This is a genomic window from Kribbella jiaozuonensis, assembly GCF_005233875.1.
GTDB classification, from domain to species: domain Bacteria; phylum Actinomycetota; class Actinomycetes; order Propionibacteriales; family Kribbellaceae; genus Kribbella; species Kribbella jiaozuonensis.
The window spans coordinates 1,442,133-1,465,878 of record NZ_SZPZ01000002.1 but is presented as its reverse complement, the minus strand read 5'-3'; the positions used below and the strand labels follow the sequence as shown (position 1 = coordinate 1,465,878).

General features: G+C 68.1%; 25 protein-coding genes and 1 pseudogene. 8 read left to right on the top strand and 18 right to left on the bottom strand.

The window, feature by feature from the left end; genetic code table 11:
- Both ppk2 and FDA38_RS18595 read right to left on the bottom strand, forming a co-directional pair.
- The gene (ppk2, locus tag FDA38_RS18600; protein WP_137255267.1) at positions 1–909 is read right to left on the bottom strand and encodes a polyphosphate kinase 2; all 909 of its coding nucleotides are present in this window, start codon (positions 907–909) and stop codon (positions 1–3) included.
- A gap of 42 nt (positions 910–951) precedes the next feature.
- Positions 952–1,578: an SAM-dependent methyltransferase gene (locus FDA38_RS18595; RefSeq protein ID WP_137255266.1), complete on the bottom strand. Its 627-nt coding sequence runs from the start codon at positions 1,576–1,578 to the stop codon at positions 952–954.
- 69 nt (positions 1,579–1,647) lie between these two features.
- Between FDA38_RS18595 and FDA38_RS18590 the strand changes: the two genes are divergently transcribed.
- Positions 1,648–2,457, top strand: a complete 810-nt coding sequence (locus tag FDA38_RS18590; protein ID WP_137255265.1) for a phosphotransferase — start codon at positions 1,648–1,650, stop codon at positions 2,455–2,457.
- A 67-nt stretch (positions 2,458–2,524) separates the two neighbouring features.
- Here the strand turns inward: FDA38_RS18590 and FDA38_RS18585 are convergent, their stop codons facing one another.
- From FDA38_RS18585 to FDA38_RS18540, 10 genes are all read right to left on the bottom strand, one after another.
- On the bottom strand, positions 2,525–3,580 hold the full coding sequence (locus FDA38_RS18585; RefSeq protein ID WP_137255264.1) for a Gfo/Idh/MocA family protein: 1,056 nt from the start codon (positions 3,578–3,580) through the stop codon (positions 2,525–2,527).
- A gap of 1 nt (position 3,581) precedes the next feature.
- A complete protein-coding gene (locus tag FDA38_RS18580; RefSeq protein ID WP_137255263.1) occupies positions 3,582–4,424 on the bottom strand; it encodes a sugar phosphate isomerase/epimerase family protein in 843 nt (280 codons plus the stop codon).
- Positions 4,421–5,554: an ROK family transcriptional regulator gene (locus FDA38_RS18575; RefSeq protein WP_137255262.1), complete on the bottom strand. Its 1,134-nt coding sequence runs from the start codon at positions 5,552–5,554 to the stop codon at positions 4,421–4,423. Before FDA38_RS18575 ends, FDA38_RS18580 begins: the two co-directional genes overlap by 4 nt.
- Positions 5,555–5,627: 73 nt before the next feature.
- Positions 5,628–6,305, bottom strand: a complete 678-nt coding sequence (locus FDA38_RS18570) for a YidC/Oxa1 family membrane protein insertase (RefSeq protein WP_137255261.1) — start codon at positions 6,303–6,305, stop codon at positions 5,628–5,630.
- 45 nt (positions 6,306–6,350) lie between these two features.
- On the bottom strand, positions 6,351–6,605 hold the full coding sequence (locus FDA38_RS18565; RefSeq protein ID WP_137255260.1) for a DUF6412 domain-containing protein: 255 nt from the start codon (positions 6,603–6,605) through the stop codon (positions 6,351–6,353).
- A 4-nt stretch (positions 6,606–6,609) separates the two neighbouring features.
- A complete protein-coding gene (locus tag FDA38_RS18560; RefSeq protein ID WP_134116434.1) occupies positions 6,610–7,926 on the bottom strand; it encodes an RNA polymerase sigma factor in 1,317 nt (438 codons plus the stop codon).
- Positions 7,927–8,211: 285 nt separating this feature from the next.
- Complete coding sequence (locus FDA38_RS18555; protein ID WP_137255259.1) at positions 8,212–8,832, bottom strand: HhH-GPD-type base excision DNA repair protein; 621 nt, start codon at positions 8,830–8,832, stop codon at positions 8,212–8,214.
- A gap of 1 nt (position 8,833) precedes the next feature.
- A complete protein-coding gene (locus FDA38_RS18550) occupies positions 8,834–9,262 on the bottom strand; it encodes a universal stress protein (RefSeq protein ID WP_137255258.1) in 429 nt (142 codons plus the stop codon).
- 345 nt (positions 9,263–9,607) lie between these two features.
- Complete coding sequence (locus FDA38_RS18545) at positions 9,608–11,086, bottom strand: glutamate--cysteine ligase family protein (protein WP_137255257.1); 1,479 nt, start codon at positions 11,084–11,086, stop codon at positions 9,608–9,610.
- A 77-nt stretch (positions 11,087–11,163) separates the two neighbouring features.
- The gene (locus FDA38_RS18540) at positions 11,164–11,925 is read right to left on the bottom strand and encodes an MBL fold metallo-hydrolase (protein ID WP_137255256.1); all 762 of its coding nucleotides are present in this window, start codon (positions 11,923–11,925) and stop codon (positions 11,164–11,166) included.
- A 37-nt stretch (positions 11,926–11,962) separates the two neighbouring features.
- Between FDA38_RS18540 and FDA38_RS18535 the strand changes: the two genes are divergently transcribed.
- Both FDA38_RS18535 and FDA38_RS18530 read left to right on the top strand, forming a co-directional pair.
- Positions 11,963–13,318 (top strand): DNA polymerase IV, encoded by a 1,356-nt coding sequence (locus FDA38_RS18535; protein WP_137255255.1) that lies wholly within the window; start codon positions 11,963–11,965, stop codon positions 13,316–13,318.
- Positions 13,311–14,246, top strand: a complete 936-nt coding sequence (locus tag FDA38_RS18530; protein ID WP_137255254.1) for a tetratricopeptide repeat protein — start codon at positions 13,311–13,313, stop codon at positions 14,244–14,246. The genes FDA38_RS18535 and FDA38_RS18530 overlap by 8 nt, the downstream gene beginning before the upstream one ends.
- Here the strand turns inward: FDA38_RS18530 and ddaH are convergent.
- Positions 14,215–14,976 carry a dimethylargininase gene (ddaH, locus tag FDA38_RS18525; RefSeq protein ID WP_137255253.1) on the bottom strand — a complete coding sequence of 254 codons (762 nt, stop codon included), beginning with the start codon at positions 14,974–14,976 and terminating at the stop codon, positions 14,215–14,217. The two genes, FDA38_RS18530 and ddaH, sit on opposite strands and share 32 nt — an antisense overlap.
- Before the next feature lie 52 nt (positions 14,977–15,028).
- On the opposite strand from ddaH, the gene FDA38_RS18520 reads away from it, so the two are divergent.
- Positions 15,029–15,544 (top strand): hemerythrin domain-containing protein, encoded by a 516-nt coding sequence (locus FDA38_RS18520; RefSeq protein ID WP_137255252.1) that lies wholly within the window; start codon positions 15,029–15,031, stop codon positions 15,542–15,544.
- Positions 15,545–15,550: 6 nt separating this feature from the next.
- Here FDA38_RS18520 and FDA38_RS18515 read toward each other — a convergent pair whose 3' ends face one another.
- From FDA38_RS18515 to FDA38_RS18495, 5 genes are read right to left on the bottom strand one after another with little or no spacing between them, the layout of a single operon-like run.
- Entirely contained in the window at positions 15,551–16,273 is a 723-nt protein-coding gene (locus tag FDA38_RS18515; RefSeq protein WP_137255251.1) for an MBL fold metallo-hydrolase, read from the bottom strand.
- On the bottom strand, positions 16,270–16,662 hold the full coding sequence (locus tag FDA38_RS18510) for a YccF domain-containing protein (protein ID WP_137255250.1): 393 nt from the start codon (positions 16,660–16,662) through the stop codon (positions 16,270–16,272). Before FDA38_RS18510 ends, FDA38_RS18515 begins: the two co-directional genes overlap by 4 nt.
- Entirely contained in the window at positions 16,659–17,513 is an 855-nt protein-coding gene (locus tag FDA38_RS18505) for an alpha/beta fold hydrolase (protein ID WP_137255249.1), read from the bottom strand. Before FDA38_RS18505 ends, FDA38_RS18510 begins: the two co-directional genes overlap by 4 nt.
- Positions 17,485–18,621 carry a saccharopine dehydrogenase family protein gene (locus FDA38_RS18500; protein WP_137255248.1) on the bottom strand — a complete coding sequence of 379 codons (1,137 nt, stop codon included), beginning with the start codon at positions 18,619–18,621 and terminating at the stop codon, positions 17,485–17,487. The genes FDA38_RS18505 and FDA38_RS18500 overlap by 29 nt, the downstream gene beginning before the upstream one ends.
- Complete coding sequence (locus tag FDA38_RS18495; RefSeq protein WP_137255247.1) at positions 18,618–19,511, bottom strand: SDR family oxidoreductase; 894 nt, start codon at positions 19,509–19,511, stop codon at positions 18,618–18,620. Before FDA38_RS18495 ends, FDA38_RS18500 begins: the two co-directional genes overlap by 4 nt.
- 73 nt (positions 19,512–19,584) lie before the next feature.
- On the opposite strand from FDA38_RS18495, the gene FDA38_RS18490 reads away from it, so the two are divergent.
- The 4 genes and pseudogenes from FDA38_RS18490 (at position 19,585) to FDA38_RS18475 (ending at position 23,555) form a co-directional block, all read left to right on the top strand.
- Positions 19,585–20,169: a TetR/AcrR family transcriptional regulator gene (locus FDA38_RS18490; RefSeq protein WP_137255246.1), complete on the top strand. Its 585-nt coding sequence runs from the start codon at positions 19,585–19,587 to the stop codon at positions 20,167–20,169.
- 5 nt (positions 20,170–20,174) lie between these two features.
- Positions 20,175–20,540, top strand: a pseudogene (locus FDA38_RS43695) (DUF2269 family protein); the annotation flags it as partial.
- 106 nt (positions 20,541–20,646) lie between these two features.
- The gene (locus FDA38_RS18480; protein WP_137255245.1) at positions 20,647–21,450 is read left to right on the top strand and encodes an exodeoxyribonuclease III; all 804 of its coding nucleotides are present in this window, start codon (positions 20,647–20,649) and stop codon (positions 21,448–21,450) included.
- Positions 21,451–21,473: 23 nt separating this feature from the next.
- The gene (locus FDA38_RS18475; RefSeq protein WP_137255244.1) at positions 21,474–23,555 is read left to right on the top strand and encodes a S9 family peptidase; all 2,082 of its coding nucleotides are present in this window, start codon (positions 21,474–21,476) and stop codon (positions 23,553–23,555) included.
- Positions 23,556–23,746 lie beyond the last annotated feature (191 nt).

Below are 23,746 nucleotides of genomic sequence, written 5' to 3'. Positions count from 1 at the left end.
CTACAGCTTCGGGAAGGTTCGGTTGGCGGTTTCGCCGTGTTCCAGGACCTGGGCGGCGGGGCCGAGGATCTTGGGGTCGGGCTGGCCCACTAGTTCTACATCCTTGTCGGTGTAGTCGTAGAGGCTGAGGACGTGGCGCATCGCCTCCAGGCGGGCGCGCTTCTTGTCGTTGCTCTTCACGACCGTCCAGGGGGCGTGTTCGGTGTCGGTGTAGTGGAACATCGCCTCCTTCGCCTCGGTGTACGCCGCCCACTTGTCCAGTGACGCGAGGTCGGTCGGGGACAGCTTCCACTGGCGGACCGGGTCGATCTGGCGGATCGTGAAGCGGGTCTGCTGTTCCGCCTGCGACACCGAGAACCACAGCTTGACGAGCAGGATGCCCGACCGGACCAGCATCCGCTCGAACTCCGGCGCCTGCCGCATGAACTCCTCGTACTGCTCCTGGTCGCAATACCCCATCACGTGCTCGACGCAGGCGCGGTTGTACCAGGACCGGTCGAACATCGTCATCTCACCGGCGGCCGGCAGGTGCGCGACGTACCGCTGGAAGTACCACTGGGTCTGCTCGCGGTCGGTCGGCTTCTCGAGGGCGACGATGCTCGCGCCGCGCGGGTTCAGGTGCTCCATGAACCGCTTGATCGTCCCGCCCTTGCCGGCCGCGTCGCGACCCTCGAACACGATCACCAGCCGCTGCTTCGAGCGCTTCACCCAGTACTGCAGCTTCAGCAGCTCGATCTGGAGCAGTCGCTTGTCCCGGTCGTAGATCTCCCGCGGCAGCCGTTCGCCGTACGGATAACCCTCGCGCCAGGTGTCCACCGGCGTACCGTCGGCACGCAGCAGCACCGGGTCGTCGTCCTCCTCGTCGAGGACGCGGAAGCCAAGCTCTTGGACCAGGTCAGGGGTGTTCATGCTCCCAGCGTCAGCTCCCTTGGTGACCGCCAGGTGAACAGCTCACCGGCGGCCGAGTTTGACCGTGCAGTCGCGCCGATTGATGAGCTCGCCGTCACGCATCACCTGCGCCCGGTCGTGTACCCGGCTGACCAGAGTCTCCCACTCGCCCTCAACCAGGTCGAGGCCCGAGATCACCTCGTCCGGAGTCGGGAAATGGATGTCGGGGTGCGGGTTGTGCTCCCCCGGCGGGAACCCCATGTGCCCCTCGATCAGCAGTACGCCGCCGGCCGCGACCACGCCCGCCGCCCTGCGCAGGATCGCATCCCGCGGCAGCTCGGTCTTCGAATGCAGGAACTGCACCGACACCAGATCGAACGAGCCCGACGGAAACGACTGCCCGAGCTCGTGCTGCTCCCAGTCGATTTGATCGGAGACCCCCGCGTCTTGAGCATGCTGTGCCGCCCGGCCCAATGCGACCGACGAGATGTCGACCCCGGTTACCGTCCAGCCCTGCTGCGCGAACCAGATCGCGTCCGCGCCCTCGCCGCAGCCGAGGTCGAGCGCGTGCCCCGGCGTCAGGTCGGACACCTCGTCCACCAGGACCACGTTCGGCTCGCCGCTCCAGACCTGGTCGCGCTCGGCGTAGAACGAATTCCAATAATCCTCGGACAGTTCCTCGGTCGTCATGTGAAGATGCTGCGTTGACCCCAACCCAGCAAGCAAACATCTTTGCCAGATCAGCAACAGGAGGCAGTAGTGATCGAGGACGGCGAAGAGATCCCGCTGGTCGGTGGCGACGTGACCGAGGGACTGGTCCGAGTCGGCGACACGGTACGGCGGCCGCCGGGCGAGCGGGACGAACTGGTCCGCGACGTCCTGCTGCACCTCGAGAAGGTCGGCTTCGACGGAGCACCGCGGTACCTCGGCGTCGACTCCGCCGGCCGCGAAGTACTCACGTACATCGACGGCGAGGTCGCCGGTCGTCCGCGCCCGCCGTGGATCGCCGACGAGGAGCGGGCGCTGTCGCTCGCGCGGCTGCTGCGCGCGTACCACGACGCCGTCGAAGGATTCGGCATCCCGCAGAACCTGCCGGCGCCGATCGAACCACCCGGCCTGCCTGAGCTCGACGACCCGCCAGAGCTGATCGGCCATCAGGACGTCACCCCCGAGAACGTTGTCTTCCGCAACGGACGGGCGTACGCGTTGATCGACTTCGACATGCTCCGGCCGGTGAGCCGCGCCGGCGAGGTCGTGAACCTGATGCTGTGGTGGGCGCCCTTCGGCGAGGACGCCGATCTCGATCCGCAGTTCCGAGGTCTCGACCAACCGCGGCGCTGCCGCCTCCTCGCCGACGCCTACGGCCTCGAGGATCCGGACCGCAGCCGGTTGATCGACCTCGCGATCCGTCGCGATGAGCGCTCCTGGCACACGATGAAGTACCGCGCGGAGATCCTCGGCGGCGGCTGGCAGCGGATGTGGAGCGAAGGGGTCGGCGACAAGATCAGGCACCGCCAGACCTGGCTCGAGAAGAACGCCGAAACGATCACGACGGCGCTCCTCGCTTGAACCGCACCGGAAGGCTGACCGCGGCTGAACCTGACCGCCCCTGACCAGGCTCAGCCGCGGCGCCTGCTCAGCGAGTGATCGTCACCTCGGCGCCGACCCTGGCGGACTCGTAGATTCCGCTCAGCATGCGGGCCATCTCCAGGCCCTGTTCGGCGGTTGCGTCGGCCGGGATCTCGCCGCGGCAGATCTGCAGGAAGTGGTCGATCTGGTTCGCGAATCCGACCTGGAAGTCGAAGCCGAGCGAGTCGATCTGCGGCTGGATGTGCAGCAGGGTGTCGTGCCGCTCGGTGATCATCAGCAGCTCGGGCTCGATCTCCGCGCCGCCCTTGTCGCCGTGGATCTTCACGCTCGTCGAGTTCCGCGCGTGCAGCGAGTACGACGTGTCCACGTCGAGGACCGCCCCGCCCTCGAACCGGATCTGCGCGGTCGCGTAGTCCTCGACGTTGTTCACCTTGGTCTCGGACGCGGCGCGGTACCGGGTCAGGTGCTGGATGTTGTCGCGGGCCCCGAGCGGCGAGAACGTCGCGCCCGACACCGAGACCGGGGTCGGCATACCCATCAAGTACCAGCACAGGTCGATGATGTGTACGCCGAGGTCGATCAGCGGCCCGCCACCGGAGACGTTGACGTCACCGAACCAGCCACCCGGGTTGCCGGCGGCACGGATGATCGTCGCCCGCGCCGCGTAGATGTTGCCGAACTCGCCCTCGTCCAGGAACCGCTTCGTGACCAGCGCGTTCGGGGCGAAGCGCCGTACATAGCCGATCTGCAGAGCCTTGCCGGTCTCCTTGGTCGCCTTCACCAGCGCCTCGGCCTCGGCAACCGTGACCGACATCGGCTTCTCGACCAGCACGTGCTTGCCGGCCCGCAGCGCGGCCTCGGCGATCTTGGCGTGCAGCAGGTTCGGCACGCAGATGCTGACCGCGTCGACGCCGGGATCGTTGAGGATCTCGTCGACGACATCCGTGGCCCGCGGTACGCCGAACTCGTCGGCGCGCGCCTTGGCCCGCGCCTGGTCGATGTCGCACACGGCCACGAGCTCGGCCTGCGGGTTCTTCTGGTACGAGATCAGGTGCTGGGTCGCGATCGCGCCAACCCCGATCACTGCGATACGGGTCGTCATGTCAGGCGGCTCCTGCCAGGCTGAGGATGTTGTTGAGGGAGCGTTCGATGGCGTCCGGCGTGCGCTCCAAGCCCTCGAACTCGAGGCTCACCGGCACGTCGGGCTTGGTGTTGACCAGTGCGAGCAGGCCGGCCAGGTCCACATCACCGTGTCCCGAGATCGTGCCGAGCAGGTAGTCGCCGGCCAGCGTCTTCAGCCAGCCGTCGCCCGCCGACCGGCGGATGTGGAAGTCCTTCACGCCGATGGACGCAGCGAGGTCGATCAGGCCGGCAGCGGTCTTGCCGGGGACCTCGCCGACGCACAGGCCGTTGCCGAGGTCGAGCGTGACGCGGAAGTTCGGGCGATCGACGGCGTGGACGAGCCGCGCCAGCCGGTCGCTCCCGTTCATGAAGAAGCCGTGGTTCTCGATCGTCGACGTGATGCCCAGCTCGGCGGCGTGGTCAGCGACCGCCCGGCATCCCTCCACGACCTTGGCGAACGTTGTCTCGAACTCCCCCGGGTCCTGCTCGCGCCACGACCACGGCGCGACGTCGTGCCGGAAGATCCGGGCACCGAACCGGTGCGCGACGTCGAGCTGCCGACGGAGCCGATCGATCTCCTTGTCGTCCGCGGTCCGCAGGTCGCCGCTCACGAGGTAGTTCACGATCGGTACGCCGACCTCCTCGGTGTGCTTGGCCGTGTCGTTCACGACATCCGGGTTCTCCAGGTAGTACTCGCCGTCCATCGCGGCGACCTCGATGTGGCCGGCCGGCGAGGCCGCCACCCAGTCCAGGACGCCGATCAGGTCCATCTCGCCGCTCGTCATGAGCGAGCGGAAGCAGTACGAGCTGACTCCGAGCTTCACGTGGTGGTCCTCTCAGTGATCAGGGGAATGCGATGCCAGGGACTCGGGTAGTCCTTGACGCCGTAGATGTCCGAGCCGAACCGGTCGAACGCGTTGCCGACCGCCCCGAGCACCACCGCCTCGCGCCCCAGCGCAGAGGCGACGAACGGCGGACGCTCGGGGAAAACCAGTTCGTTCTCGACCGCCGCCACCAGCGGTCGAAGCAGTACGCCGCTGTCCCGCGCGAGCCCGCCCCGTACGACGACAACCTCGGGGTCCACGGTCAGCAGCACGGTCGCGATGCGCGCCGCGATCTGCGCGCAGAAGTCCTCGATCTCTGCCTGCGCGCCGGCATCGCCCTCAGCGGCAGCCGTCAGCACTTCCTCGCCGGTCGGGTGCGATGCCCACATCAGCTGTCCCCGTTGGGCGTTCCGGGTCCAGCGCATGCCGCGCTGCGCACCGAGTTCACCGGCGAGGCGGTGCCGTCCTTGCCGGATCACCCCGTTCAGGACGATCGAGACGGACAGGCGTTGACCGATCTGCAGGTAGACGACATCGGAGTACCCGCGGCCGGCGCCGACGCGCTGTTCGGCGAGCGCTGCGAGCTTGATGTCGTTGTCTACAGCAACGGGTTTGCCGAGGTCCTGCCCGACCACGTCCGCGATCTGCAGGCCGACGAGTTCGGGCAGCGCGAGGCTGGCGCGCAGATAGCCGTTGGGCTCGATCACACCGGGCAGCGCGACGCCGACCGCGCGAATGCTCCCGACGTCCACGCCAGTCTCGTCGGCCGCAAACCGGACAGCGTGCTGGATCAGGTCCGGCGTCGGCTCCTGCTTGAGCTCGGTATAGGCCACGCGGCGACCGGACAGGTCGCAGATGATCGCCCGTACGCCGCGCGGGCCGAGGTCGACGCCGGCCACCAGACCGGCCTCCCGGGCGAACCGGAAGGCTCGCGCCGGGCGGCCTGGTCCCGCAGTCGACGGTTCGGTCGGCTCGACCAGTCCGGCCTCGAGGAGATCGTCGAGTACGGCGTGCACCGTGGGGCGGGAGAGCCCGGTCCCGGCGCTGATGACGCCGACCGTCTGTGCATCGTCGGCGTCGGCCAGGAAACGCAGACAGGCGGCCTGGTTCGCGCCTCGCACAGTGTCCATCGGCCCCAAACCTGTTATGCAACCGGCTTTAATAAAGACGGTAGCAGAATTGGCCGAAGGGTGGCAACGAAAGTCAGCGGTTCAGAATCATCCGTTCGACCACCGTCCATGCGGTCGTCGTCAGTAGGTAGAGACCGGCCGCGAGCGGCACGAAGGCGACGGTCAGGATCGTGCCGTACGGCAGCAGTTGCGCAACCCGCCGCGACAACGTCGTCGCCGAGGCGTCGAGCTGGCGCACCTGGTAGCGCGCCGAGAACCACGCGACGACCGCGAGCAGAACAGCAACCACGACGAACGCCGGAGTACCGGCGAAGATCGGCCAGTGCACGCCGAGCGGCGCACCGAGCAGGCTCCCGCTGATCAACTGGTTCGACTCCCCCGCCACCACCGAGCGGGAGAACAGCGTGTACATCAACCAGAAGAACGGCAGCTGCGCGAGCGTCGGCAGAAACCCGGCGAACAGCGTCGTACCGGACTCCGACTGGAGTTTCGCCACCTCACGTTGCAGGCGTTCGGGGTTGCCCCGATGGCGTTCGGTCAACTGCTTCAACTGCGGCATCATCGCCGCCCGCGCCTTGAGCCCGCGCTGGGCGCGCACGCTCAACGGGACAAGACACAGACGTACGACGAGGGTGCACAACACGATCGCGATCACCGCGGCGTACGCGCCGGTGAGCGGCTGGAGGGTCGAGACGAGGGACGTGAGCAAGTGATAGGCACCGGCGACCGGTGCCTCCAGGAAAGAAGGCACAGCAAGACTCCACGAGTGTGTAGGAACAGGTAGCGAGGTGGAGCGCTACTGCCCTGGTGCTCGTGGTCGGGGCCGGCCGGCGAGGTCGGGATCCCGGAGGGCGAGGTAAGCGGTACGCCGGGCGTTGGCCCGGGTGGCGCTGACGCGCGCCGGGATCGGCGAGGCAGGCGGGCGTCGCGCAGAGGCGACGACGACTGCCAGCAACACGACGGCCGCCGCCGTGAACACGGCGGCGGCCAGCGAGGGCGTGCTGAGCACAGGGATCACCAGCGCGAGCACGCCGGCGATCCACTGCGTCATGACATCAATCCAGGTAGTCCCGGAGGACCTGCGAGCGCGACGGGTGCCGCAGCTTCGACATGGTCTTCGACTCGATCTGGCGGATCCGCTCGCGGGTCACGCCGTACACCTTGCCGATCTCGTCGAGCGTCTTCGGCTGGCCGTCGGTGAGGCCGAACCGCATCGAGACCACACCGGCCTCGCGCTCGGACAGCGTGTCGAGGACGGCGTGCAGCTGCTCCTGGAGCAGCGTGAACGAGACCGCCTCGGCCGGCACGATCGCCTCGGAGTCCTCGATCAGGTCGCCGAACTCGGAGTCGCCGTCCTCACCGAGCGGAGTGTGCAGGGAGATCGGCTCGCGACCGTACTTCTGCACCTCGATGACCTTCTCCGGGGTCATGTCGAGCTCCTTGGCGAGCTCCTCCGGAGTGGGCTCCCGGCCGAGGTCCTGCAGCATCTGCCGCTGGACGCGGGCCAGCTTGTTGATGACCTCGACCATGTGCACCGGGATACGGATCGTCCGGGCCTGGTCGGCCATCGCGCGGGTGATCGCCTGCCGGATCCACCAGGTGGCGTACGTCGAGAACTTGTAGCCCTTGGTGTAGTCGAACTTCTCCACCGCGCGGATCAGACCGAGGTTGCCCTCCTGGATCAGGTCCAGGAACAGCATGCCGCGGCCGGTGTAGCGCTTGGCCAACGACACCACCAGGCGGAGGTTGGCCTCGAGCAGGTGGTTCTTGGCGCGGCGGCCGTCCTCGGAGATCCACTCGTACTCGTCGCGGACCTTCTCCTTGAGCTTGGCGGCCTCGTCGGCGGTCTGCTCCTCGGCGAACAGGCCGGCCTCGATCCGCTTCGCGAGCTCGACCTCCTGCTCGGCGTTCAGCAGCGGGACCTTGCCGATCTGCTTCAGGTAGTCCTTGACCGGGTCCGCGGTGGCACCGGCGACCATCACCTGCTGCTCGGGCTCGTCGGTCTCGTCGGCCTCGGAGACGATGAAGCCCTGGTCCTCGGTGAGCTCCTTCTCCAGCCCCTTCACCGCTTCGGGCTGGAAGTCGGACTCGTCCACCTCATCGAGCGCGCGCGGCTTGCCGGTCTTCGGGTCGATCGCCAGACCCGCCTCGGACACTGCCTTCTTCGCCGGAGCCTTCTTGGCAGCGGCCTTCTTCGCGGGGATACCGTCCTCCTTGGTGCCGGCGGGCTTCACCGCCGCCTTCTTCACGGCCGCCTTCTTGGCAGCGGGATCGGTCACTCGGGCGCTGGTCCTCGGAGCCGTGCTGCGGGCGGTGGCGGCCACGGCCCGGGCCGGCTCGGCGGGAAGATTCTCGGACGAGCTGGACGACACGAATTACCTCTCGTCTGACGCAGGGTTTGTACGGCGGTACGACTGTTGAAGCTACGGGTGTTGCTGAGTCTGTGAGTACTACGTTGTGCGGCTGCTCGCTGGTCAGGCGGCGGCAACAGTCCATTGTAATCCGCGAACCAAGGCCACGCGTCGCACGACCCCCCGGAACGGTGCACTCAGGCCCCTGCCGGGCGGGCGTTCCCGCGCCGGCAAGGGCCTGATCTGCTCGGTACTCGAAGGGTACGTCGTCGGTCGTCCTTCTGCTGAACCGTTATACGTCTGTGTTCACCCGTTGCGTGTCTGCCGCAGCGGCCGCGCCACCACCCGCTGGCGGACCACCTGCTGCTCCTGCTTGAACTGTCGCACCCGCACCAGCGATGCAACGTCGATCACATCCGCGACGGACTTGAACGCGCCGTCCTCGCCGTACGGCTCGGACGCCTCGCGCCACCCGCGCGGGCGGACCTTGAGTTGCTTCCCGAGCAGCGCGACGAAGATCTTCGCCTTCTGCGCGCCGAAGCCCGGCAGGGCCGACAGCCTGGCCAGCAGGTCGTCCCCTGACTTGACATCGGACCAGAGGGCCGAGGCGTTACCGCCGTACTGCTCGTCCAGGTGTTTGGCCAGGGTCTGGATCCGGGCCGCCATCGCGGTCGGGAACCGGTGCACGGCCGGCGGACCGGCCACCACCTCGACGAAGGCGTCGGGGTCGTAGTGCGCGACCGTGGCGGGATCGAACGGTCCCATCATCCGCTTCGAGATCGCGACCGGGCCCGCGAACGCGCGCTCCATCGGGATCTGCTGGTCCAGCAACATGCCGACCAGTAAGGCGAACGGATCTCTGCTCAACATCTCGTCGGCGTCGGGCTGCTGTGCGAGGCACAATTTCCTGCTGCGTGTCGAAGTCACCTCAGTCCTCCCCTCCCTCGGTCAACTCAGCCTCGGCCTTGACGGCGAGCACCGGACACGGAGCATCGAGCAGCACCCGCTGCGCGTTGCTGCCGAGGATGAGCTTGCCGACCGGTGAGCGGCGCCGGAGCCCGATCACGATGAACTCCGCATGCACCTGCTCGGCGACGGCCACCAGGTCCTCCGCCGGGTCCAGGCCACGCACCAGTTGCCGCACCTCGTAGGGCACGCCGGTCGAGTCGAGCTGCTCCCGTACTTCCGTCAAAGCGGCATCACTCGCCGCAGCCTCGTCGCTGTCGAAGCTGCGTCCGCCCCGGTGCGAGTTCACCACTACCAACTTCGCGTCGCGCAGCGTCGCTTCCTCCGCTGCTCGCCGAAGAGCCGCACGGCCTTCCGCCTTCGGCACATAACCCACGACGATGGTCGTCATCGCCCTGCCTCACCTCCGGGTGTGTGTCGACCCGTCTCGAACGATACTGCTCCCGACCGCGGTCGGCATCCGCTGCATTTGCACCTGTTGTGTCGCGGCGGTGACGGAGGGCTGCCGGTGCCCGAGTACTACCCGCGGCGGGCCCGCCTAACCTTCCGGTGGCCACACCTTTGCAGGGCTGTCACCCAACGCGCCACCCCTGTAGTCCGGGTCGTTATCGAACTCGCCCAAGAACCTGCCCAGCCCGTTGCCCTGGGCAAGATCGGAAGGGTTCCGCCAGAAGGACCAAGGTTCCGTCCGTCCTTGTCCTACGTTGTCCTGCGTGGATCGCGGGGGCTAACCGGTTCAGTCGACCGGCCATTCGTGCACCGGGGTGTTCTCGTGCATGTGATCGCGGTACCGGCGGAGCATCCCGCGCAACGCGTCCTTGCGACCGTGCGACCCCTTTGTATACAGGCGGTGGAACTCATCGGCCTGCCATGACGCTCCGTTGCGGCCGGTGAGGCAGCGCTGCTCGATGATGCCGAGCAATCGATCCCGCACCGCCACGTCGACACCCCACGCGTCCAGACCGCGAACCGCCAACGGCAGAAGGCGTCTGAGCACGAGCTCGGTCGCACGCGCCGTACCGACGCCCGGCCAGAAGACCTCGGCCTCGATCCCGTTCCGGGCGGCGTTGTGGAAGTTCTCCTCGGCCGCGCTGAACGACATCTGCGACCAGATCGGCCGCTCGTCGTCGGCGAGCGCGCGGACCAGGCCGAAGTAGAACGCGCCGTTGGCGATCGTGTCGACGACGGTGGGGCCGGCCGGCAGGACACGATTCTCGACGCGCAGATGCGGCTTCTCCCGGACAACGTCGTACACCGGGCGGTTCCAGCGATAGATCGTCCCGTTGTGCAGCCGCAACTCCGAAAGCGCCGGAGTGTCGCCGCGGTCGAGGACTTCGATCGGATCCTCGTCGGAGGTGACCGGCAGCAGGGCCGGGTAGTAGCGCGAGTTCTCCTCGAACAGGTCGAAGATCGAGGTGATCCATCGTTCGCCGAACCAGACCCGCGGCCGGACGCCCTGGGTCTTCAGTTCGTGCGTGCGCGTGTCGGCGGCCTGCTCGAACAACGCGATCCGCGTCTCGCGCATCAGCTCCTTGCCGAACAGGAACGGCGAGTTCGCACCGACGGCGAGCTGTACGCCGGAGATCGCCTGCGCGGCGTTCCAGTACCGCGGGAACGCCTCCGGCGTCACCTGGAGGTGGAACTGCGTCGACGTGCACGCCGCCTCCGGGACGATGCTGTCGGCGGTGACCTGCAGGCGCTCGACGCCGTCGATCGAGATGTGCACGTCCTCGCCGCGGGCGGCGAAGATCTGGTCGTTGAGCAACGCGTACCGCGGGTTGGTGCTGAGCGCGTCGCGGCGGATGTGCTCGGTCAGCAGGGTCGGCAGGATGCCGATCACGACCATCGACGAGCCGGTCCGGGCAGCCTTGTCCTCGGCGGCGTTCAGGCTGTCCCGGATGCTCGCTTCCATCGTGTCCAGGCCGAGTCCGTCGATCTGCCCGGGCGGCACGTTGATCTCGATGTTGAACTGGCCGAGCTCGGTCTGGAACGCGTCGTCCTCGATCGCGCTCAGCACCTCGGTGTTCTTGAACGCCGGGTCGCACTTCTCGTCGACCAGGTTCAGCTCGATCTCGATCCCGGTCATCGGCCGGTCGGGCGCGAACCGGGCTTCGCGCAGCATCCGCGCGAAGGCGTCCAGATTGCGATGGACCTGACCCCGGAACGCGGTCCGGTCCGCCCGGGTGAACTCGACCCGGTCGACTTCCTCACCCATCAGCGCCTCCCCTGGTGGCTCCCCGGTTACAGCATGGCCTCAGTGTGCCCGAAGGTGCCCATCTACGGCGCGCCGAATCACACCGGATAGACGATGAAGTCCTTCCGCTCGATCCGGACCGGCTCCTCCCCGGCCTCGGCCAGCACCTCGGCCAGCTCCGTCAGTACGTCGGGACGCAGCTGCAGCTCGTGCTCGCCGGGGTGCTGGTCGGACCCCATCTCGAAGTCCTTGCCCGGCTGGTCCGTCAGCTCGATGTGCGCGCCGAGGATCCATTCGACCGGATTGCCGTCAGCAACAAACTCCGCGAGCCGCGCGACGCTCGCCCGGAACGAGGGCCAGTCGAAGACGTACAGCCGGCCCGGGTACAGCGAGTCGCCGCTGAACAGCAGCCGCGTGTTCCGGTCGTACGTCGCGATGTGCGAGGCGTGGTGCCCCGGGATCGGGACGATGTCGAGCACCCGTCCGCCCAGGTCGAACTGCACCACGCCGTTCGGCCAGTCGGCGAACCCGAAGTACTGCGCGACGTCGTCGGCCGTCTTGCCCACGACCTGATCGAACTCGCCGTCGCCGCCCACGTGGTCACCGTGGCTGTGGGTGTGCGCGACGACCAACTCCCGATCCCCCGCCAGCTCGTCGATCAACGGACGGAGCGGGGCGTGACCGGTGCCGGTGTCGAGCAGGAGGGCTCGTTCGTCGCCGAGCAACAGGTAGAGGAACGGGCCTTCGAAGTTCGTATGGAGTGCTTGCCGGATGATCGCCGTACGGTCGTCGTACCAATGGATCTGGTGGGCGGGAGTGGACGGATCGGTGCCGTCGTCCCACTGCTCGGGAAACGTCATGACCGGAATTGTTGGTCACACCAGGGACACTGGGAAGGTGCGTGGGGATCCGTCGGTGCTGCATGTCGATCTGGACGCGTTCTTCGCGGCCGTCGAGCAGCGGGACAAGCCGTCACTGCGGGGCAAGCCCGTGGTCGTCGGCGGCGTCGGCGTCCGCGGAGTCGTGTCGACCGCGTCGTACGAGGCCCGCAAGTACGGCGTGCGGTCCGCGATGTCGACCGCGGAAGCGAGATCGCGCTGCCCGCACGCGGCGTACCTGGGTCCGCGGTTCGAGGTGTACCGGCAGAGCAGTCGCGCGGTGATGGCCGAGATGCGGGCGCTGTCGCCGCTGGTCGAGCCGTTGTCGCTGGACGAGGCGTTCATCGATCTGACGGCGAGCGGCCTCAGCGGGCTGACCGTCGACGACGTCGAGGCGATCGCGCAGGACCTGAAGGACGCGATCCGGAAGGTGAGCGGCGGCCTGACCGCGTCCGTCGGCGCCGGTACGTCGAAGTTGATCGCGAAGATCGCCAGCGACCTCGACAAGCCCGACGGCGTGGTCGTCGTGCCGGCCGGGACCGAGGCGGAGTTCCTCGCGCCGATGCAGGTGACCGTGATCCCCGGTGTCGGTCCGGCGACCGCGCAGCGGCTCAGCATGGCCGGCGTGCGGACGGTCGCGGATCTGCAGCAGCTCGACGAGGACGAGCTGATCCGGCAGGTCGGATCAGCTCACGGCAGCAGCCTGCACCGGCTCGCCGTCGCGGCCGACGACCGGCCGGTGGTGAGCGACCGCGAGACCAAGTCGGTCAGCGTCGAGGACACCTTCGAGACCGACATCATCGACCGGTCGCTACTCGTCGCGATCGCCGACCGGATGTCCCTCCGCGTCGCGGAGCGGCTGCAGAAGGCGCAGCTGTCCGGCCGCACTGTCACCGTGAAGACGCGTATGCACGACTTCACCACCCACACCCGCTCGTCGACGCTGGCCGGGCCGACCGACGACTCCCGGGTGATCGCGCGGGTCGCGCGGCGCCTGCTCGAGGAGAGCGAGGTCGGCGGCGGCATCCGGTTGCTCGGCGTAGGCGTGTCGTCACTGGCCGACTGGATCCAGGACGACCTGTTCACCGAGGACGAGCACGCCGAGGCCCCGGTCGAGATCGTCGAGTTGCCCGCCCGGCCGCGCGACCAGCTCGGCTTCCACCCCGGCCAGGACATCGCACACCCCGATTACGGCCAGGGCTGGGTCTGGGGATCGGGCCGCGGCCGCGTCACGGTCCGCTTCGAGACCGCCGACACGCCACCGGGCCCGGTCCGAACCTTCGCGATCGACGATCCGGCGCTGACAAAAGTGCGGATCATCGGTGCGGATGCAGACGACGAACCCGAAACCGACCAGAATGTGTCGAATGAATGAGGAACGGCGGGGGGTCTACCCGTTCTGTGCACCGTGTACGGCGTCCTCGGAGGCCTGGGCCGCCGAGACTGCAGGGCCGATGGGGAGCCGGTTCTACGGCCACCGCGACGTGTGCGAGAACTGCGGGTCGTCGGTGCGGACGCTCTACAACACCGTGCTGTGGCTGCCGGTCTCGAAGGTCGGCCAGTTCCGGATCATCCCGACCGGCGGGCGCACGTACGTCGGCCGGAAGGTGGTCACGCTGCCGGTGCAAACCGTCGTACGGCGGGAGCCGGTGTCGGCGATCGCCCGTCATCCGGAGCTCGACGCGGACCCGGGGTACCAGCAGGCCGAGGTGTACTGGGACGACCACGAGCCGGGCCGGGCGCTGCCGTTCTACCAATCGGCTCTGACCGAGCGGGAGAAGGTGCTGGCGGCCGACGACCCGGCAACGTTGCGGGTCCGGCTGCGCGTGGCGCAAGGGTTGCTGGCTACCCGGAACTATGGGCGCGCGATCGCGTGGTTCGAGTTGCTGACGCCGCAGCTGACACAGGTGTTCGGGCCGCATCACGAGCTGACCCGGGCAGCGACCGAGGCGACGACCGGTGCGCGGCTGATGGTCGGCGGGCCGCGGTCGGAGGCTCAACTGCTCGCGGACATCGTCGCCGCCGACGAGGACAGCCTCCTGGCCCGTGATCCGCAGGTGGTGCGCGACCGGGCCGCGTTGGGGCGGGCGTTGCTTGCGTGCGGCGACATCTCGGAGGCGCTCGAAGCGCTGACGCAGGTGGTTCGCGACGCGACGCCCGGGCATCCGGACACGGCCGTCTATCGCGCGGCGCTGGCGGAGGCGTGCGAGATCGCCGAAGGGCGCGGGAAGAAGCGTGAGGTGCAACTCGCCGAGGCGGCGCGCCGGGTGCTCACCGGCGAAGGCGCACCGACAAGCATGTGACGCATCCTTCGAGCTTCTCGAACTCACTGATGTCCACGACAACCGGCGTGTAGCCGAGCTCCGCGAACAACTCCGCGGACTTGGGCGCCGATGCGGCCATCAGCAGTCGGTCCTCCCCCAGCAGTACGACGTGCGCGCCGGACTCCTCGGGCACGGGCCGGAAGCTGTCGAACGCCGACGGGTCGTCGACGAGCGGCTCGTACCCGATCACCGTCCCGTCGGGCAGCGCCGTGACAGCCGACTTCAGATGCAGCACCTTCTGCACCGGCACCGCGCGTACGTCGGCGCCGAGTGGAGCAAACGCGTCGCGCAGTTGCTCGATGCCCTTGGCGTTCGTCCGTCCGCCGTGTCCGACATAGATCGTCGAGCCGATCTTGAGTACGTCGCCACCGTCAAGCGTGCCGGGATCGGCGATGTGAGCGATCCGGTAGCCCTGTTTCGCAACGGTCTCCTCGGCGGCCGCGGCCTCGGGGCGTCGTTCGTCGGCGCCGGCGCGGGCGATCACCGCGAGGTCGCCGTACACCACCATCGTGTCCTCGATGAAGACGCTGTCGGGGCACTCGTCGATCGGCGGCACTTCGACCGTTTCCCAGCCGGTGCGGTGCAGGGCGTCGACGTACGTCTGCCACTGCGTTGCGGCCAGATCGAGGTCGACCGGGGTGCGTTCGATGTGGGTGACGAGGCCTTCGGCCAGACGCGGGCTGGGGCGGCGGATGAGCGCTGTCGGCATATCGGGAGGTTATCCGGGTACCAGGAGGCATCCGAGCGAAGGAGACAACGGGATGCCGAAGATTCTTCCGGCGGCGGGTGGCGACGTGGTCGAGATCATCCTCGCCGATCACCGCTGGTTCGAAGAGGCGCTTCGCGAACTGCGCGACGTCACGAGCGACCGCGAGGCAGTGCTCGCCGATCTGGCCACGGTCCTGATCGCCCATGCCGAGGCGGAGGAGTCGAAGGTCTACCCCACGCTGCGGCGCAAGGACGCGATCGACGCCGAAGAGGTCGAACACTCCGAGCACGAGCACGACGAGGGCAACGAGGCGCTGCTCGACCTGATGGAGGTCGACGACACCGGCAGCGAGGAGTTCAGTTCCAAGCTGCACGAGCTGTCCGAGGCTCTCACCCATCACCTCGACGAAGAAGAGCGCGACGTGCTGAACCCGGCCCGCACCGACGTCTCCGAGAAGGTACGCCGCGACCTCGGCGACACGTTCGCCGAAGAGCGAGCCCGGCTGATCGACTCCGGCTGCGGCGACATCGCGAACGTCCGCAAGATCGTCGAGGCCGCGAAGAAGTAGCCGGCGTCACAGGCCGAGGACGAGACCTTCCTCGGCGGCGATGACCTCGCCGTCGAACTCAGCCTGAGCCTCCCGCACCGAGATCGAGCGGTCGGAGCCCGGCCAGAAGTGCGTCAGCACGAGCCGCCGGGCTCCGCGCGCACCCCTCGCGGCCTCGGCGGCTGTCATCAGATAGCTGTCGTTCGACTGACCTTGGTAGGTCGCGTCCGAGATGAACACGTCGGTCCCCTCGGCGAGCTTTGTCAGCTCAGCTGAAGGGCCGCTGTCACCGGTGTACGCGACCGACATTTCTGGCGTGCTCAGCCGGACCCCGAAATTCGTCTTGTAATGCGGCAGTTCCACGGTCAGCACCTCGAACGGCCCGATCTGCTTCGTCGACGCGAGATCGCGCACCGCGAAGACCTCGGCCGGGTCGGGGTTGGGCTCGAGCGCCCGCAGTACGTCCAGAGTCCCCGGCGTGCAGTACAGCGGAATCGGCGGAGCGTCCGGAGCCTCGTAGTACCTCACTCGAGCCAGACCGCTGACATCCACGCAGTGATCCGGGTGCTGGTGAGTCACCACCACCGCATCCACCTCACCGTGAGGACAATGCTCGAGCAGGCGCGGCAACGCGGCGTACCCGAGGTCGAGCACAACCCGGAAGCCGTCGTACTCGACCAGGAACCCGGCACACGCCCGCCCTGCTTCCGGCCAGGCGCCGCAGGAGCCGAGAACGGTCAGCGACCTCACCGGGTGGCGAAGGGCTGATTGCTCGGCACGATCTCCTTGCCCAGCGGCAGCAGCGAGACCGGGATCAGCTTGAAGTTTGCGATGCCGAGCGGGATGCCGATGACCGTCAGGCAGAGCGCGATCCCGGTGGTGAGGTGGCCGAGCGCGAGCCACCAGCCGGCGAAGATGATCCAGATGATGTTGCCGAGCAGCGCGCCCGCGCCGGCGCTCGGCTTGTCGACCACGGTCCGGCCGAACGGCCACAGGGTGTAGCCGGCGATCCGGAACGACGCGATGCCGAACGGGATCGTCACGATCAGCACGCAGCAGATGATGCCGGCGACCGCGTACCCGACAGCCAGCCAGAATCCGGCCAGCACCAGCCAGATCAGGTTGAGAAGCGTCTTCATGCTTCCAAGCCTGCCACCTCACGGGTGTGTTGCCGCACCAACTCGGCAACAAGTCCGGGATCGTTCCGGGGCATCCAGTGGCCGCCCCTGACCACCTTCACCGTCAGATTGGGCGCCCACCGCGCGATCTCGGTCTGCAGCGGGGTCGTGACGAACGGGTCGGCGTCGGGAGACACAGCCAGCACAGGTACGTCGGTACTCCGCTGTGCCGGGCGGATCAGCCGTGGCAGGACGTTGGCGCGGTACAGCTTCATGCCGTGCACGTAGTCGCCGATCGAGCGGTTCTCCTCGGCGTCCTGCTGCTCGAGCCGGTTGAAGGCCCGATGCGCCCAGCCCTTGCGCCAGGCGAGCTCCGGTAACCATGGGAGGTGGAAGTAGAAGATGTACCAGGAGTGCAGGAGCTGGCGGAGGGCGGCGCGGTTCCGGCGGCGGAGGAAGTAGCCGGCGTGATCCAGTGACGGCCCTGAGATGGACGTGAAGGACGCGCTCTTTGCCTGGAGCTCGGGGTCTGTGATGAAGTGCCAGGCCTGGATCGAGCCCCAGTCGTGGGCCAGGACGTGCACAGGTTGGTTGGGTGCGGTGTGCTCGAGGACTGCTTCGAAGTCCTCCTGCAGACGGTCAAGCGTGTAAGCGGACGTGGCAGACGGTTGATCGGAGGTGCCGGCGCCGCGGACGTCGTACGTGACGACGTGGAAGTCGGCGGTGAGGCGTTCGGCGACCGGCTCCCACAGCGAGGCGTTGTCCGGGTAGCCGTGGACGCAGATCAGCGTCGGAGCATCCGGGTTGCCGTAGTCGTAGACGGCGATGCGGGTGCCGTCGCGGCTAGTAGTGGTCGACTTCGAGGGTGGCAAAGGTCATCCCCGCTTTCACCAGTCGCTCGCGGAGAGCGGGTCCCATCGCGGCGGCCGTCGTGGTCTGGCCGGCTGTCTCCGGCAGGTCGTCGAGTGCGAGGCACAGTGCGCTCTCGCCGAGCATCTTCGCGGTCTCGTCGTACCCGGGATCGCGGCCGGCGACCTCGGTGATCACCTGCTTGCCACCGCCACGGCCGACGAACCGCACGTTGAACCACGACCGCGCCCGGCGTTCCGGGCTCGGCCCGTCGCCGGGCTGCAGCCGGTTCAGCATCGCCTTCCGCACCGGCGGGATCTGCGCGCCGGCGATCAGCAAGCCGACCCCACCGATGCCCGCGGCAACCTTCGGGAGACGGTCCATCGCCGCGTAGTGCGAGTAGCGGAAGTCGGGGCCGTAGCGGTCCAGCAGCCGCGCGGAGTAGGCGACGATCTGCGGATCGATGGTCGGCAGCGGCACCGCCCAGAACCCCTGCTGGCGGTGGATCCGCCCGGAGACGGCCCGCGCCTGGCGCCCTTCCGGTCGCGGCTCAGCCTGCCTGCGGGCCCGGTGCGCCTCGAGGTTCTGCTTCGGACGGGAGAACGCGGTGATCGCGGTGTGGAACGTCCCGCCGGACGGTCGACCGCCGGCCCGCAACAGACCGTCGACCTGGATCGGCACGCCCTCGGGCAGTTGCTCGACGGTGTACTGAACTCCGAGGTCGTACGGGATCGAGTCGAAGCCGCAGGCGTGGATGATCCGGGCGCCGGTCTGCTTCGCGCGCTCGTGGTAGAGCACGTACATGCGGTCGGTGAACTCGGGCTCGCCGGTGAGGTCGAGGTAGTCCGTGCCCGCCTCGGCGCACGCGGCCACGAGCGGTTCGCCGTACTGTATGTAAGGCCCGACCGTCGTCGCGACGACCTTGGTCGACTCGGCCAAGGCACGCAGGGACTCAGGATCGGTCACGTCCGCGTGCAGGATGTCCTTGCCGAACCGTTCCAGCTTCGCTTTGTTGCGTCCGGCAACGGCCCAGCGGAGCCCGTCCGGTGCGTTCTTCTCCAGGTACTCCGCAGTGAGCGCGCCGGTGAATCCGCTCGCGCCGAGCAGGACGACGTCGTACTCGCGGCTCATTTGTGCGCAGCCTTCTCCGAGTCGGCCAGGCCGCCGGCGCCAGTCGGCCTTGATGACGCCTCGGCCCCGCGCGCCTGGATATCAGCCAGCGCGGCCGCGTCCGCCTTCGGCACGCTGAACCGCGATCCCAACTCGATCAGGTGCGGGATCGCCCAGCGGACAACCTTCAGCGCGCCGATCCAGCCCGGTACGTGCACGGTCCGTGAACGCTTCTTGATGCCGTCGGCGAACTTGCCGACCGCGAACTCCAGCGGATACGTCTTACTCGCCAGCGGCATCCCGGTCCGCACCCGGCCGAACACCGGATGCGCGTCCGCTCCGCGCACCATGTCGGTGTCGACGAAGGTCATGTGCGCGACACCGACCCGTACGCCGAGATGCCTGAGCTCCGGCCGCAGCGTGTCCCCCAGCGCCTCGACGCCGGCCTTGGAGACGTTGTACGACGCGAGTCCGGGAATGTGCACGATCGCGGCGAGGGACGAGACCAGCAGCAGGTAGCCCTTGCTCTCGAGCAGGTACGGGAGCGTGAGGTGCACCGTGCGCCAGACGCCGTACAGATCGACGTCGACGACCCGCTCCCACGCATTCGGGTCCATGCTGCGGCTGAAGCCCGGCGCGGCGATACCGGCGTTCGCCATCACGACGTCGATGCGGCCGTAGCGCTCGACGACACCCTCGACCGCGGTCCGCAGCGAGTCGGTGTCGGTGACGTCGGCCTCCCACCAGCCTGCGTCCGGGCCGCAGTCCTCGGCGACCTTCTTCAGTTCGTCCGGCTCCAGACCGACCAGTGCGAGCTTCGCACCCTCGCTCGCCAACTTCCGGGCCACCGCGGCTCCGATCCCCCGCGAGGCGCCGGTGATGAGGACGACTTGACCGGCTAACGGACGCATCTGAACCTCCAGCTTGTTGAGCAGATACTCAACAGTAAGTGCTTGTTGACCGATTACTCAATAGACTGCGGGTATGACCCAGACCTCGCGACTGCGCCCAGACGAGCGGCGGGCGCAGATCCTCGCGGCGGCGCGGCGGGTGCTGCTCGCCGATCCGCATCGCGAGCTGACGGTCGAACTGGTCGCTGCGGAGGCCGGCGTCTCCCCCGCTCTGCTGTTCCACTACTTCGGCTCGAAGAAGAAGTTCCAGTACGCCGTGATCGAGGAGGCCGCCGCGGAGGTCATGCTGCGGACCGCCCCGGACCCGTCGCTGCCACCTGACGAGCAGCTCCGGTCAGGCATCCGCGCGTTCGTCCGCGCCGTACTCGAAGCACCGCAGCTCTATCGCGCCACGCTGCTGATGTCGGCCGCCGGCGACCCCGAGATCCGCGCGCTGCACTCCGACCTCCGCCGCGTGTTCAGCCAGTGGGTGATCAGCGCGGTTGCGGAGCGTGGCATCGAAGTCACCCCCGTCGTCGAGCTCGCCTGCCACGGCTGGCAGGGTTACGTCGAACAGACCCTCCTGGTGTGGATCGACTCCCCGACCGTTTCGCCGGACGCTCTTGAACACCTGTGCGAGCAGTCCCTGGACGCGATCCTCACGACGACTTCCGAGTGAGCGTGATGAACAAGTTCTTCCTGACGGTCCACATCCTCGCCGCGATCCTCTGCGTCGGCCCGGTCACCGTCGCGACCAGCATGTTCCCGTCGACCGCCAAGCGCACGCTGACGGCCGAGACCCCGGAGGTGGGCGGACTGCAGGTGCTGCACCGGATCACCAACGTCTACGCCTGGGCCAGTCTCGCTGTGCCGGTCTTCGGGTTCGCGCTCGCGGGCAGCATGGACGTCATGGGCGAGGCCTGGCTGATCATCTCGATCGTGCTGACACTCGTCGCGGCGCTGGTGCTCGCCTACCTCGTCGCGCCCGCGCAGTCGAAGGTGCTGGCGGCCGCAGGCGGGACGGCCGAGGAGCGCAGTGCCGTGCTGTCGAAGGCGAAGCTGCTGTCGATGACGTCCGGGATCTTCGCGCTGCTCTGGCTGGTCGTGCTGGCTCATGGTCGTCAAGCCGGGGCACCACAGAGGGTAAGGTTCCCGCGTGCTGACGGTTGCCACGGTGAATGTGAACGGGATCAGGGCCGCCTTCCGGCGCGGGATGCAGCCGTGGCTGGACGACACGGATCCGGACTTGTTGCTGATGCAGGAAGTGCGGGCGACGGACGACGTACTTCGGGAGCTGCTCGGCGGCGACTGGAACATCGCGCATGCCGAGCCTGCGATCGATGGGCACAAGGGACGCGCCGGTGTCGCGGTCGCGAGCCGGCGGCCGATCAAGGACGAGCGCGGCGAGATCGGTCCGGAGCGGTTCGCCGGATGCGGGCGGTGGGTCGAGGCGGACGTCGTACTGGATGACGGTTCGACGCTGACCGCGGTGAGCACGTACGTGTTCACCGGCGAGTTCGAGACGCCGCCGCGGCAGGAGGAGAAGTACGCGTTCCTCGACGCGATCACCGCCCGGCTGACCGAACTGCGCGCCGACGGCCGGCACGTGCTGATGTGCGGCGACCTGAACATCGCCCATCGCGAGGAGGACCTGAAGGCCTGGAAGGCCAACCGCAAGAAGAGCGGCTTCCTGCCAGAGGAACGCGCCTGGATGGACCGCCTGTTCGAGGCCGGCTGGGTCGACCTCGGCCGCCGCTTCGGCGGCGAAGGACCCGGCCCGTACTCGTGGTGGTCCTGGCGCGGCAAGGCCTTCGACAACGACGCCGGCTGGCGCATCGACTACCAGATCACCTCCCCCGAGCTGGCCTCGGCGGCCAACAGCTGCGTCATCGACCGCGCCCCGACGTACGCCGAACGCTGGAGCGACCACGCGCCAGTCGTCGCGACGTACTCGATCTGAATCTCGCCGGGTAGTCTCGCGGCATGTCCGAGACTTCTTCTGTTACGCCGCCGGTTGCTGCCCGCAAGCCGGTCGAGCGGGTGCATCACGGCGATGTGTTCGTCGACGAGTACGAGTGGTTGCGGGACAAGACCGATGACGAGGTGCTGGGGTACCTGCGTGCCGAGAACGCGTACACCGAGGCGCGGACGGCGCATCTGGAATCGTTGCGTGAGGCAATCTTCAAGGAGATCTCGGACCGGACGCTGCAGACCGACCTGAGCGTTCCGGCGCGGCGCGGCGGGTACTGGTACTACTCGCGCACGATCGAGGGCCAGCAGTACTCCCTGCACTGCCGGGTCAAGGTGGACGGCGACGAGCCGCCCGCGACCGACGGCGAGATCGCCGGCGAAGAGGTGATGCTGGACGGGAACGAGGTGGCCGGCGACTCCGAGTTCTTCTCGCTCGGCACTGTCGACGTCTCCCCCGACGGCCGCCTGCTCGCGTACTCCGTCGACCTCAAGGGCGACGAGCGGTTCACGCTGCGGATCAAGGACCTGAGCACCGGCGAGCTGCTGCCAGACGAGCTGCCCGAGGTGCACTACGGCTCGGCCTGGTCCGCGGACGGCTCGACGATCTTCTACACGAAGGTCGACGACGCCTGGCGCCCGTACCAGGTCTGGCGGCACGCACTCGGCGCCACGGACGACGTACTGGTGATGGAGGAGCCGGACGAGCGGTTCTGGGTCGGCGTCGACCTCACCCGCAACGAGCAGGCGATCATGATCGCGCTCGGCAGCAAGCTCACCAGCGAGGTCTGGCTGCTCGACGCAAGCGACCCGACGGGCGAGGCGGTCGTCGTACGGCCGCGCCGCGAGGGTGTCGAGTACGACGTCGAGCACGCGGGCGACCAGCTCCTGATCACGCACAACGCGGACGCCGCCAACTTCTCGTTGGCCTCCGCGCCGCTCGACTCCCCCGGCGACTGGACCACGCTGATCGAGGGCGACGAGACGAGCCGGCTGCTCGGCACCGACGCGTTCGCCGACCACGTGATCCTGTACCGGCGCCGCAACGCGCTGACCGAGCTCGCGATCATGCGCCGGTCGGACGGCAGCTTCGGCGATCCCGAAGTACTGGAGTTCGACGAGCCGATCTACACGGTCTCCCCCGGGCGCAACGACGAGTGGCACGACACCCGGTACCGCTTCGGGTACACGTCGCTGGTCACGCCGGGTTCGACGTACGACGTGGATGTCGCGACCGGCGAGCGGCGACTGCTGAAGCAGCAGCCCGTGCTCGGCGGCGTGGACCTGACCGCGTACACGCAGTACCGCGAGTGGGCGACGGCGCCGGACGGGACGAAGGTGCCGATCTCGATGGTCGCGCGCAAGGACGTCGCGAAGGACGGGAACGCGCCGGTCGTGCTGTACGGCTACGGGTCGTACGAGTCGTCGATGGATCCGTGGTTCTCGATCCCGCGGCTGTCGCTGCTCGACCGCGGCGTGGTGTTCGCGATCGCACACGTGCGCGGCGGCGGCGAGCTCGGCCGGCACTGGTACGACGACGGCAAGATGCTCACCAAGCGGAACACGTTCACCGACTTCATCGCGGCCGCGGAACACCTGGTGCAGGCCGGCTGGACGAGGCCGGCACGGATCGTCGCGCAGGGCGGCAGCGCCGGCGGTCTGCTGATGGGCGCGATCGCGAACCTGGCTCCGGAAGCATTCGGCGGAGTCGTCGCGGAGGTCCCGTTCGTGGACGCACTGACCACGATCCTCGACCCGTCGCTGCCGCTGACCGTGATCGAGTGGGAGGAATGGGGTAATCCGCTCGAGGACAAAGCCGTCTACGAGTACATGAAGTCCTACTCGCCGTACGAAAACGTCACCGCGCAGCACTATCCGCGCATCCTGGCGATCACCAGCCTCAACGACACCCGGGTGTTCTTCGTCGAGCCGGCGAAGTGGGTGGCGAAACTCCGCGCCACCGCGACCGGCGACACCGACGTACTGCTGAAGACCGAAATGGATGCCGGTCACGGCGGCCGCAGCGGGCGGTACGACGCCTGGCGTGAGGTCGCGTTCTCGCTGGCCTGGGAGCTGGACACGCTCGGCCTCAGCTGAGAACCGACCCGAAAAGAGGGAATTTCCGCCTCCGGACGTGTGTTGTGCAACACATCCGGAGGCGGTTTTCTGCACGGATTCTCAGGTTAGGCACGGGGTGTCGGGCTGAATATCGCAGCGGGGCTGCGGGACACCGGTTTCCACGGCGGAATCACTGCCGGGAACTCTCAGGGAACCTTCAGGGTGTTTAC

Bases quoted from the DNA above. Each gene is read 5' to 3' on its own strand.
- FDA38_RS18550 (WP_137255258.1), bottom strand. From the start codon at position 9,262: ATGACGACCATCGTCGTGGGTTATGTGCCGAAGGCGGAAGGCCGTGCG.
- ddaH (WP_137255253.1), bottom strand. From the start codon at position 14,976: ATGCCGACAGCGCTCATCCGCCGCCCCAGCCCGCGTCTGGCCGAAGGC.
- FDA38_RS18500 (WP_137255248.1), bottom strand. From the start codon at position 18,621: ATGAGCCGCGAGTACGACGTCGTCCTGCTCGGCGCGAGCGGATTCACC.
- FDA38_RS18585 (WP_137255264.1), bottom strand. From the start codon at position 3,580: ATGACGACCCGTATCGCAGTGATCGGGGTTGGCGCGATCGCGACCCAG.
- FDA38_RS18475 (WP_137255244.1), top strand. From the start codon at position 21,474: ATGTCCGAGACTTCTTCTGTTACGCCGCCGGTTGCTGCCCGCAAGCCG.
- FDA38_RS18545 (WP_137255257.1), bottom strand. From the start codon at position 11,086: ATGGGTGAGGAAGTCGACCGGGTCGAGTTCACCCGGGCGGACCGGACC.
- ppk2 (WP_137255267.1), bottom strand. From the start codon at position 909: ATGAACACCCCTGACCTGGTCCAAGAGCTTGGCTTCCGCGTCCTCGAC.
- FDA38_RS18495 (WP_137255247.1), bottom strand. From the start codon at position 19,511: ATGCGTCCGTTAGCCGGTCAAGTCGTCCTCATCACCGGCGCCTCGCGG.
- FDA38_RS18565 (WP_137255260.1), bottom strand. From the start codon at position 6,605: ATGACGCAGTGGATCGCCGGCGTGCTCGCGCTGGTGATCCCTGTGCTC.
- FDA38_RS18595 (WP_137255266.1), bottom strand. From the start codon at position 1,578: ATGACGACCGAGGAACTGTCCGAGGATTATTGGAATTCGTTCTACGCC.
- FDA38_RS18530 (WP_137255254.1), top strand. From the start codon at position 13,311: ATGAATGAGGAACGGCGGGGGGTCTACCCGTTCTGTGCACCGTGTACG.
- FDA38_RS18490 (WP_137255246.1), top strand. From the start codon at position 19,585: ATGACCCAGACCTCGCGACTGCGCCCAGACGAGCGGCGGGCGCAGATC.
- FDA38_RS18520 (WP_137255252.1), top strand. From the start codon at position 15,029: ATGCCGAAGATTCTTCCGGCGGCGGGTGGCGACGTGGTCGAGATCATC.
- FDA38_RS18575 (WP_137255262.1), bottom strand. From the start codon at position 5,554: ATGGACACTGTGCGAGGCGCGAACCAGGCCGCCTGTCTGCGTTTCCTG.
- FDA38_RS18510 (WP_137255250.1), bottom strand. From the start codon at position 16,662: ATGAAGACGCTTCTCAACCTGATCTGGCTGGTGCTGGCCGGATTCTGG.
- FDA38_RS18540 (WP_137255256.1), bottom strand. From the start codon at position 11,925: ATGACGTTTCCCGAGCAGTGGGACGACGGCACCGATCCGTCCACTCCC.